The organism is Mycobacterium sp., assembly GCF_049281135.1.
Taxonomy (GTDB): Bacteria; Actinomycetota; Actinomycetes; order Mycobacteriales; family Mycobacteriaceae; genus Mycobacterium.
Genome location: NZ_JBAPRN010000295.1, coordinates 1 through 10,411, shown reverse-complemented (window position 1 = coordinate 10,411; position 10,411 = coordinate 1). Strand labels below are relative to the sequence as shown.

Sequence of the window (10,411 nt, the reverse complement as noted above, 5' to 3'; positions counted from 1 at the left end):
GGTACGTGCTGGGCTCCAGATACGAGATCTCCCAGCCGGCGTCGGGGAACACCTGCCGGAAGTTGTCCTCGGTCAGCGACCGCGGTGCGCCGATTCCGTTTACGCCGCCGGGGCCGAACTCGAACATGTACAGCCGCGCTCCGGGCTTGGTCGCCCGATGCAGAGCCTGGGCATACGACCTGCTCACGTCGGGCACGTCCGAAAAGACGTGATAGAACGCGCAATCGACGACCGTGTCGAAACGGTCCTCCAGACCCTCAAGCCTTGATGCGTCGGCCACAAGGAAGTTCACTGACACTCCGGCTTTTCGCGCGTTCTCCTTCGCGCGCTCAATTGCGGCAGGTGAGGAATCGATTCCAGTCGCCGAGTAGCCCTTTGACGCGAAGTAAATGGCGTGATGACCCGGGCCGGTACCCGGGTCGAGAACCTCGCCCTTGACCGCGCCCAGCGCGACGAGCTGCTTCACGACCTGCTGCGGGCCGCCGATGTCCCACGGCGTCGCTGCTGGTAAACCCTGCGCCACCTGCTGATCGCGATACATCTTTTCGTAGCGGTTTGGGTCAACCTGTGCTGACTCACTCATCCCGCAACGATAGAGCGTCGGTCAACGTAACGCTCGCCAGACGGGTCGGTTGAACCGTCAGGAATCAAGGCGCTCAGCGCTCTAGTCCTGCACTGCGGTGACACCCCTGGCCGAGTCCAGGGCGACCGCGATCAGGTCCAGGCGCCATAGCGACTGGAATAAGTTGCGGCCGAAGCCTTCCAAGTCCGCCGCGCTAGCTCCGTTCGGCGGCTCCCGCCGTGCCAAGTCCGCGGCGATCGCCCGAATCGATCGGTGGCCATCGACGCCGCGCATAAAGGCCAACTGGGCCGGGTTCAGACTTACGCGCCCAGCAGGCCAGAAGGCCTCGTCTCCGTCGATACGGCACCGCATGCGCATCAGCGGCACGTAGTCCAATGCTTCAGGCACCGAAAAGTCAATCGCGTAGCTGCTTTTCGGCCGTTCGGGTCGGCATGCCATGAAAAGATGGCAGCCGTTCAGCGTCTGCATGCGTTCCATGACTGACCAGATCTTGTTCTCCGGCAAAGCATTAACGGCTGGCTGGAACCCACTGGGTCGTGCGAACAGGTCGTTCGGGTAGTACGGCGTCTTGTGATACCAACCCTGGAAGGCCAGCCCGGCAGAGGCAACGAAATCGAGGCACTCGTCGACGGTGTAGCTGCGCGCGCGATGGTGCAGAAAGGTATCGACCAGCGCGGCGTCGTCTCGCAGATCGTAGGCAATTTTCAGATAGCTCTGGATCGGGTGGTCCGCCGTCAGGGCCGAGAGGGTGTCCTTGACCAATTGGACCGATGAATCGTCTTGGCGCAGATCCAAATCGCGAAAGACCGACTCCAATAACTCGACTCCGATTCGCCCGTGCTTGGCGTAGAGCATGAGCGCCATGACGCCGTCGGGCCGTAGGCATCCCGCCAGAGCCTTCAGACCGGTCGGCGGATCGGCCATGTGGTGCAACACGCCGGTCGATACGACCAGGTCGAACTGGCGCCGCAGCATCGGGAGCTCCTCGATCGGAAGTAGGTGCAGCTGCAGGTTGGCCAGGCCGTGTTTGTCTTTCAAATATTGCTGATGGTCCAGCGAGGACTGGCTGATGTCGACCCCGACGACGTTCGCGCCGGGATTGCCGAACGCGAAGACCGCGGCCTGGTTGGTGCCACACCCCGCGATCAGGATGTCGAGATCCGGCCGATAGTCCCGGTCTGGCCAGAAGATGCGGTGCGCGTGCGCCGGGTCGAACCAGTCCCAGTTTGTTGCGCTCCACGCCGCCAGGTCCTCGACGGGAGGTGGGTATGTCCACCTCTCGTACTGCCTGCTGACCGCGTCAGCGCGCGCGTCGTCGTTCACGTCAGCGGTGCCCCGTCCGCTGGGAGGGGCCCGGATCCGCGCCGGTCCACGCGGGGGATTATCGGTTACCCTCCGCCCGGGAGCAATCCGGCCGCGGCGCGACACGCCCAATTAGCCGTTTGTGATGTACGACTCTTTTGTCACAAACATTAAGAAACCCTTATTGATCAATAACCTTGTCCCAGGTCATTTTCGGTTAGCGTTCGCCACGAAATGCCTGGCGAACCAGGTTGCGGCGTTTGCCCGAAAGCACTGCCGATTCTGTTCGGTGAATATTGTTTAAGGACGCACTCAGTTACCCAAGTGACGTGGGCGACAATCGGTAGAAGTGACCTATTTCGAATCAATTACAGTCGCTAGACTCGGCCGAGAGCGGCGCTGTGCGCGCCACCAATGTAGGGATCTGGGATCGCGGTCCGCGGAAGTTTTCGACCGCGTGGGACGTTGAAGACTCAGACACCCCGATGTCCGCCCACCACGGACCAACGAGTAGAGGCTGGTACGACTGTGAGCGATGTAGTTTCTGGGCTGGATATGGCCCCGGGTTTCACGATTGCCGGCGAGATCAACGCTGGACGCGGTGCCGTGAGCGGCATGGCCATCAGTCCTGACGGCGACGTCCTGGTGACCACTCATTACGGCGACGACAGTGTCACGCTGATCGACACCGCGAAGGGCGCGGTCGCACTGACCGTCGTCGACGTCGAGGAATCGTTCGCGGTCGCCCTGTCTGATAGCTGTGCCTACGTCAGCAGCGTGTCGGCGGAGCACGACGCGGTGTTGGCCTTTGACACCACATCCAACGAGATCGTCGCGGAGTACCCGCTGGCGTTCAACGTCACTGACCTGTCGGTCAGCCCCAACGGCCGGCACTTGTACGCCGGCCGGACCGATGTCGAGGGCGCCGACGTGGCGATCCTGGACACCAAGACGGGCAAAGAAGACACGGTCCGCATCGCGGCCACCGCTGGCACGACCACCGGATGCGTGCGGGTCAGCCCCGAGGGTCGTCGGCTGTACGTCGCGGCCAACGGCTCATCGACGGCGCACGTCGTCATGGTCGACGCTGTACAGAAGCGTGTGCTGAATGCGGTCGAAATCGCTTCGCCCATCCGGGATATCGCGCTCAGCCCCGATAGCGCCACCGCGTATGTGGGGAGCGCCGGTCCGGACTTCGGCACGGTGCTCGACATCATCGACACCCGGACGTCCACCATCACCAGCACGCACAAGATCGGCGACGAAGCCGGGCTTGTTGCTCAGCTGTCGGTGAGCCGCGACGGCGACCGGGTGTACCTGGTCGGCGATCAGGGCGTGACGGTGCTGTCCACCGCCACCCAGGACGTGATCGGCAGCATCGCAGTCGCCGGCGATCCGTCGTGCGCGATCGAGAGCCCCGACGGCAGGCGCCTGTACATCGCCGACTACGCGGGAACCGTCACCGTCCTGGAGATCGCCGTGACGGCCGCGCCCGCCGACGTGCTGACCGCGGACGACGAGCTGACCGCGCCGCAGCCGTGGGCGGTGCCCGACCTGCTGCTACTCGAGCCGACGCTGGCCTAGCTGCCGACCCGGCCACATCGCCGGTCAGGCGAGTGGCCCGGCATGCGATGATCGCCACGAGGACAGGCGTTTGGCTGGCCTGTCTTGGTAGTCGGGCGGAACCAGAGGCGGTCCATCGATGTACAGCACCATGCAGAGCTTTCCCCTGACGATCACCGCCATCCTGCGGCACGCCACCTGCGTCCACGGAGCGCGAAAGGTCACCACGGCCACCGGCGACGGTTATCGCGCGCACACCTACGCCGAGATTGGTCAGCACACCGCGCAGTTGGCGAATGCGTTGCGGCGCATCGGTGTCACCGGCGACCAGCGGGTCGCCACCTTCATGTGGAACAACTCCGAACACCTGGCGGCGTATCTGGCGGTGCCCGCGATGGGCGCGGTACTGCATACCCTCAACATCCGGCTGTTCCCCGAGCAGATCGTCTACGTAGCCAACGAGGCCGAAGACCACGTGGTGCTGGTCGATGTGTCGCTGGCCAACCAGCTGGCGCCGATACTCGCCGACCTCACGACGGTGCACACCGTGATCGCGGTCGGCGACGGCGACGTCGCCGCGCTGGAAGAATCGGGCAAGACCGTGCTGCGCTATGCCGACGTCGTGGCTGGCGAGTCGGACGAATTCGACTGGCCTGACATCGACGAAAACTCCGCGGCCGCAATGTGTTACACCAGCGGCACCACCGGAAACCCAAAGGGTGTGGTCTACAGCCACCGCTCGAGCTATCTGCACACGATGGCGAACTGTACGGGCAATGGCCTCTCGATCAGCGCCAGCGATTGCGTCATACCGATCGTGCCGATGTTTCATGCCAACGCCTGGGGTCTGCCCTATGCGGCGCTGATGGCGGGCGCCGACCTCGTCCTGCCCGATTGCCATCTGGATGCCAAATCGCTGATCGACATGATCGAGAACCTGCGGCCTACCGTCGCCGGCGCGGTGCCGACCATCTGGAACGACGTCATGCACCACCTGGAAAAGGACTCCCACGACATGTCGTCGCTGCGGTTGGTCGCCTGTGGCGGCTCGGCAGTGCCGGTGTCGCTGATGCGCACCTTCGAGGAGAAACATGGCGTGCAGATTCGCCAGCTGTGGGGCATGACCGAAACCTCGCCGATGGCCACCATGGCCTGGCCGCCGCCGGACACACCCGAGGACCAGCACTGGGCATTCCGCGCAACCCAGGGCCGACCGGTATGCGGCGTGGAGGCTCGGATTGTCGACGATGACGCGACGGTGCTGCCCAATGACAACCAGGCCGTCGGCGAGGTGGAAGTCCGCGGTCCGTGGATCACCAGTTCCTATTACAAGGGACACGACGAGTCCAAATTCGACTCCGGGTGGCTACGCACCGGCGACGTGGGACGCATCGACCAACACGGCTTCATCACGCTGACCGATCGCGCCAAAGACGTGATCAAGTCTGGCGGAGAGTGGATTTCGTCGGTCGGCCTGGAGAACGCCCTGGTCGCGCACCCAGACGTGATCGAAGCCGCCGTGGTCGCGGTCCCCGACGAGCGCTGGCAGGAGCGGCCGCTGGCCGTCATCGTCGCTAGAGAAGAATCCGGCATCACGGCCGCTGATCTGCGAAAGTTCTTGACTGATAAGGTCGTTCGCTGGTGGCTGCCGGAGCGCTGGACGTTCGTCGACGAGATCCCGCGTACCAGCGTTGGCAAGTACGACAAGAAGACCATCAGGTCCCGGTATGCCGACGATGTCTACGAGGTCATCGAAGCGCGAGAGTAAGTGGCACGTGGGGAAGGAGAGCTATGAGCCTGCGGGTCGTTCAATGGGCAACGGGGTCGGTCGGTGTGGCCGCGATCAAGGGCATACTCGAGCATCCTGAGCTCGAACTGGCCGGGTGTTGGGTGCATTCGGAAGCCAAGCACGGCAAGGACGTCGGTGACATCATCGGCTGGTCCCCGCTCGGTGTCACGGCGACCAACAGCGTCGATGCGATTCTCGCGCTCGACGCCGACGCGGTGATCTACGCGCCGCTGCTGCCCAATGCCGACGAAGTCACGGCGCTGCTGCACTCCGGCAAGAACGTCGTCACCCCGGTCGGCTGGTTCTACCCCGGTGTGAAGGAAGCCGCACCGCTGGAGGTTGCCGCCCAAGCCGGCAACGCCACGCTGCACGGCGCGGGCATCGGTCCGGGTGCCGCGACCGAACTGTTTCCGCTGCTGCTTTCGGTGATGTCGACCGGCGTGACTTTCGTTCGCTCGGAGGAGTTTTCCGACCTGCGTACCTACGGCGCCCCAGATGTGCTGCGCTACGTGATGGGCTTCGGCGGCACACCGGACAAGGCGCTGACCGGACCGATGCAGAAGATTCTCGACGGCGGATTCTTTCAGTCGGTCCGGCTGTGCGTGGACCGGCTGGGCTTTGCCGCCGACCCGCAGATCCGCTCGTCGCAAGAGCTGGCGGTGGCGACCGAACCGATCGACTCGCCGATCGGCGTGATCGAGCCGGGCCAGGTGGCCGGGCGGCGTTTCCACTGGGAGGCCTTCGTCGGCGACGCCGCGGTGGTCCGGATCACGGTGAACTGGTTGATGGGTGAGGAAAACCTCGATCCGCCTTGGTCTTTCGGGCCAGCCGGGGAACGCTACGAGATCGAGGTCCGCGGCAACCCGGACGCGTTCATCACGGTCAAGGGGTGGCAGCCGGAAAGTGTGGAAACCGGTCTGAAAAGTAACCCCGGTGTCGTTGCGACGGCGGCGCACTGCGTGAACGCCGTCCCGGCGACCTGCGCGGCACCGCCGGGGATCCAGACCTTCTTCGATCTGCCTTTGATCACCGGGCGGGCCGCACCTGGGCTGTCGCGGTAGCCTGCCCGGATGGCACAGACTCTGGCTGTCCAGCAATCGCGGGTGGTTCCGGTCAGCGTCGACGACGCCTTCGCCGGAACTCTGCCGATACCGCTGACCACGGTTTTCAGCCGCTGGTATGGACCCATCGGGCCGGTCAAAGAAGTCCGGGATCAGCACGGTGAGTGGGGCATCGCCGGGCAGACCCGCACAGTGCTGCTGAGCCCCACCGGCAGCTTCCACGAGGAGCTCACCTCCCTAGATCCGCCGCATTCGTTCGGCTACGCGCTGACCGGGATCACCGGCCCGCTGGGGTTGCTGGTCGGCCGGGCTGAGGGCGAGTGGCGGTTCGTCCCTAGCGGCACCGCGACGACCATCACCTGGAGCTGGAACATCCATGCCGCTTCGAGGCTCGCGGCGCCGTTGCTGCCGGTGCTGGGCCAGGTGTGGAAGGGTTACGCGCGGCAGTCGCTGGCGACGCTGTCGGCCGAGCTGACCCGCTGATGTGCCGGCTCTTTGGGCTGCACGCCGGGACAAACGTTGTCACAGCGACATTTTGGCTTCTGGATGCCCCCGACAACCTTTCCGAGCAGAGCAGACGAAACCCCGACGGCAGCGGCTTGGGCGTATTCGACGCCCAGCGCCGGCCGCAGGTGCACAAGCAGCCGATCGCCGCGTGGGAAGACACCGAGTTCGCCACCGAAGCCCACGACCTGACCGGCACCACCTTCGTTGCGCACGTCCGCTACGCGACGACCGGATCGCATGACGTGGTGAACACACATCCGTTCCTGCAGGACGGCCGGATCTTCGCGCACAACGGCGTGGTGGAGGGCCTGGATGTGCTCGACGAACGGCTACGCGAAGTGGGCACTGCGGACTTGGTATTGGGGCAGACGGACTCCGAGCGGGTGTTCGCTTTGATCACCGCATCCATCCGGGCCCGCGGCGGCGACGTCACCGCCGGCTTGGTCGACGCGATGCGCTGGTTGGCCGACAACGTGCCGATCTACGCGGTCAACATCGTGCTCAGCACGGCCACTGACCTCTGGGCGATGCGCTACCCCGAGTCGCACGAGCTGTACCTGTCAGATCGTCGCAAAACTTCGGCCGATCACCGATTCCATCTGCGCACCAGCCAAATTCGCGCGGACTCGCAACATCTGCGCCATCAGCCGTCGGTCGTGTTCGCCACCGAGCCGATGGACGATGCCGCACGATGGCAGTTCATTGAACCGGGGGAATTGGTCCACGTCGATGCGGGCTTACAGATCAGCCGCGATCTCGTGATACCGGACCCTCCACGCCATCGACTGCGGCCCGAGGATCTCAGCCCGACGGCTTTGGCGTCGTTGCATCCGACCGTATGACCGGAAAACGTGCGCTGGTGCTCGGGGGCGGTGGCGTCGCCGGGATCGCTTGGCAAACAGGCATTCTGGCCGGAATCGCCGACGAGTCTCCGGACACGGCGGCGGCCTTGCTGGATTCCGACGTGCTGCTTGGCACTTCGGCCGGCTCGGCGGTCGTCGCACAGATCAGCAGCGGCGTCGATCTGGCGGAGCTGTTCGCGCGGCAGGTCAGCGAGACGTCCGCCGAACTCGACCCGGGAGTCGAGATCGAGGCCATCATGGAGCTCTTCCTGGCCGCCCTGTCGGACCCGGACGCCACCGTGGTGCAGAAGCGGCAGCGGATCGGGGCGGTCGCGCTGGCAGCCGATACCCTGGCCGAGCCGTTGCGGCGCAACGTCATCGCGCAGCGACTCCCCTCGCTCGTCTGGCCCGACCGGGAGCTGCGCCTCACTGCCATCGACATCGCCACCGGCGAATTGGTGGTGCTCGACCGCGATTCCGGCGTCGACCTGGTGGACGCGGTGGCCGCCAGTTGCGCCGTACCGGGAGCGTGGCCGCCGGTGACGATCGGGGATCGGCGCTACATGGATGGCGGCATCGGCAGCACCATCAACCTCGACCTCGCCGACGACTGTGGGGCGGCGGTGGTGCTGGTGCCCGCCGGAGAATCGGCGCCGTCGGCGTTCGGCGCCGGGCCGGCCGTGGAGATCAACGCGTTTCGCGGTGCGGCGCTGGGTGTGTTCGCCGACGAGGAGTCGCTGGCGGCATATGGTCCGAACGCACTTGACCCGCGCTGTCGCGTGCCCTCCGCGCATGCCGGGCGTGCGCAGGGCCGACGGGAGGCGGCGGCGGTCGCGGCGTTCCTCGGCGTCAGGTGATGGTGTCCAGCGCCTTGGCGGCCAGCTCGCGGCCGGTCTCGATCACCTCTGCCGCACGGTGGAATTCGAGGCTGCGGCAAGCCGAGCGCGGCACCTCGATCAGCAGGTCGGGCGGATAAGCCGCCAAGGTGTGGCGGGCCAGCGCGGCCTGGGCGATGTCGATGGTGCGGTTCATCACCTCGAAACCGCCGAGCCTGGGCGGTGCGAACTCATTGTCCTCTGCATCCTCTTCTGCGCTGTCCGCACTCGACGTGCCGAACCGGTCGAGCACCGCGCGTGCGGTCGGAGAGTCCAGCAGCGCCGACGTGCTGCTCAGCATCCGGTTCAGCCACTCGGTGGTGGGCCGTGGTTCGGGTTCGGCGTCGGCCAGGGTCTCGCTGCCGGACAGGCTGACGGCGATGGTCAGGTCGGCGTTGACGGCCGCGATCGGCGCCATCGGCAGCGGGTCGAGAATGCCGCCATCGGCCAGCAGTCGCCCATCGACGACGTGCGGCGCGATGACGCCCGGGATCGCGATCGACGCGCGGATCGCCTCGTCGACCGGACCGCGCTGCAACCACACCGACTTGCCCGCCAGCAGATCGGTGCACACTGCGGTGTAAGGGATCGGCAGCTCCTCGATGGTGGCGGCGCCGAGAATGTCGCGCACCGCGTCCAGAATCTTCTCGGCCCGCAGCACGCCCGCCGCGGTGATCGACGGATCCAGCAGCCGCAGGATCGAACGCTGAGTCAACGACCTTGCCCAGTCGGCGAATTCGTCGAGCCGCCCGGCCGCGTGTAATCCGCCGACGAGCGCCCCCATCGACGAACCGGCGATCCCGACGATGTGATAGCCGCGATCTTGCAACTCGTGGATCACCCCGATGTGGGCGTACCCGCGGGCACCTCCGCTGCCCAACGCCAACGCCACTCGCCGCCCGGCTTCCGGTTCGGGCGTCAGGTCGGAGTCTGTCATCGGCTCATTGTTCCCCGCGCGGGGGCGGTAGGGCGCACGGCGCCACGCGTGGAGGGTTCGGCAGCCACTAGTGACCAACGCCGAATCCTGGGGGCGGGGGCTCAGCTGCGGTGAGCGCTGACCAGGAACGACGGCAGCCGCGCCCGCCCGTCGGACCCGATTGTCACGTTGCGGTATTCGAAACCGTCAGGCAGCGTCCGTGGCACGTTGACCCACGCACGCGCCGGCCGCACCTCGTCGACGATTAGGTGCCTACCGACGGTCTCGCGCAATTCTGGCTCGGTGAATGGCCGTGGCCCGAATTCGGCATTGGGCGGAAAGGCGTCGGCAGAGAAAACCAGGGCAAAGAATCTCCCGCCAGGCCGCAGCGCCCGTGCGCTCGATTGGATGTAACCGTTGCGCAACTGCTCCGGCAGGCAATGAAAGACCAGCCCGTCGACGACGGTATAAAAGTAGTTTTCGTATCCGGTCGATTTCGAGAGGTCGGCGACGCCAAATTGGACTTCCTGACCTCCACTTACTGCTGCGCGCCTGGCTTGCGCGATGGCGCTGCTGGAAAGGTCGAGGCCGACGGCGTCATATCCTTTTTCGGCAAGCGCCAATGTCGTGACCCCTACCCCACAGCCAGAGTCGAGAACCGGACTTCGGAAACGACCCTGACGCTCCAGGGCGGCGAGTTCCGGTTGCAATTCACCGATATTCCAGCCGGGATTTCCGGGCGCGTAAGACGCCACGCCATTGTATAGCTCATCCCAGTCGACGCTGTTCACATTGAATGTTGGCATAGCACCGACGCTAAGTACGCCGAACAACGCAGGCAACCGGCCGAAGCCATTTTAACGACTTCAATACGGGGCGGGTTCGCGCGCATTATGCGTCGGAAAATTGAAAAATAGCTGGAGATTTCCTCCTGTTATGCCAAAATTGCCTCAACGGCATTGTACCGGGTGAC

The 10,411-nt window shown here is 65.1% G+C and carries 10 protein-coding genes; 6 read left to right on the top strand and 4 right to left on the bottom strand.

Features of this window, described 5'->3' with window-relative positions:
• Both WAN02_RS11985 and WAN02_RS11980 read right to left on the bottom strand, forming a co-directional pair.
• A partial coding sequence (locus WAN02_RS11985; RefSeq protein ID WP_422264388.1) for a class I SAM-dependent methyltransferase occupies positions 1 to 583 on the bottom strand: 583 nt, incomplete at its 3' end.
• 81 nt (positions 584 to 664) lie between these two features.
• Positions 665 to 1,906 carry a methyltransferase gene (locus tag WAN02_RS11980; RefSeq protein WP_422264387.1) on the bottom strand — a complete coding sequence of 414 codons (1,242 nt, stop codon included), beginning with the start codon at positions 1,904 to 1,906 and terminating at the stop codon, positions 665 to 667.
• A gap of 507 nt (positions 1,907 to 2,413) precedes the next feature.
• Between WAN02_RS11980 and WAN02_RS11975 the strand changes: the two genes are divergently transcribed.
• The 6 genes from WAN02_RS11975 to WAN02_RS11950 all read left to right on the top strand — a co-directional run bounded on the left by WAN02_RS11975 (position 2,414) and on the right by WAN02_RS11950 (position 8,504).
• On the top strand, positions 2,414 to 3,469 hold the full coding sequence (locus tag WAN02_RS11975; protein ID WP_422264386.1) for a WD40 repeat domain-containing protein: 1,056 nt from the start codon (positions 2,414 to 2,416) through the stop codon (positions 3,467 to 3,469).
• A 118-nt stretch (positions 3,470 to 3,587) separates the two neighbouring features.
• Positions 3,588 to 5,216 carry a long-chain fatty acid--CoA ligase gene (locus WAN02_RS11970; RefSeq protein ID WP_422264385.1) on the top strand — a complete coding sequence of 543 codons (1,629 nt, stop codon included), beginning with the start codon at positions 3,588 to 3,590 and terminating at the stop codon, positions 5,214 to 5,216.
• 23 nt (positions 5,217 to 5,239) lie between these two features.
• Positions 5,240 to 6,298: a dihydrodipicolinate reductase gene (locus WAN02_RS11965; protein ID WP_422264384.1), complete on the top strand. Its 1,059-nt coding sequence runs from the start codon at positions 5,240 to 5,242 to the stop codon at positions 6,296 to 6,298.
• 9 nt (positions 6,299 to 6,307) lie between these two features.
• Positions 6,308 to 6,781: an SRPBCC family protein gene (locus WAN02_RS11960; protein WP_422264383.1), complete on the top strand. Its 474-nt coding sequence runs from the start codon at positions 6,308 to 6,310 to the stop codon at positions 6,779 to 6,781.
• Positions 6,781 to 7,647 (top strand): class II glutamine amidotransferase, encoded by an 867-nt coding sequence (locus WAN02_RS11955; protein ID WP_422264382.1) that lies wholly within the window; start codon positions 6,781 to 6,783, stop codon positions 7,645 to 7,647. Before WAN02_RS11960 ends, WAN02_RS11955 begins: the two co-directional genes overlap by 1 nt.
• Positions 7,644 to 8,504 (top strand): patatin-like phospholipase family protein, encoded by an 861-nt coding sequence (locus WAN02_RS11950; protein WP_422264381.1) that lies wholly within the window; start codon positions 7,644 to 7,646, stop codon positions 8,502 to 8,504. The genes WAN02_RS11955 and WAN02_RS11950 overlap by 4 nt, the downstream gene beginning before the upstream one ends.
• On the opposite strand, the gene WAN02_RS11945 is transcribed toward WAN02_RS11950, so the two are convergent.
• The gene (locus WAN02_RS11945) at positions 8,497 to 9,459 is read right to left on the bottom strand and encodes a patatin-like phospholipase family protein (RefSeq protein ID WP_422264380.1); all 963 of its coding nucleotides are present in this window, start codon (positions 9,457 to 9,459) and stop codon (positions 8,497 to 8,499) included. The genes WAN02_RS11950 and WAN02_RS11945 overlap by 8 nt on opposite strands.
• 101 nt (positions 9,460 to 9,560) lie before the next feature.
• The gene (locus WAN02_RS11940; RefSeq protein ID WP_422264379.1) at positions 9,561 to 10,244 is read right to left on the bottom strand and encodes a class I SAM-dependent methyltransferase; all 684 of its coding nucleotides are present in this window, start codon (positions 10,242 to 10,244) and stop codon (positions 9,561 to 9,563) included.
• Between the last annotated feature and the right edge of the window lie 167 nt (positions 10,245 to 10,411).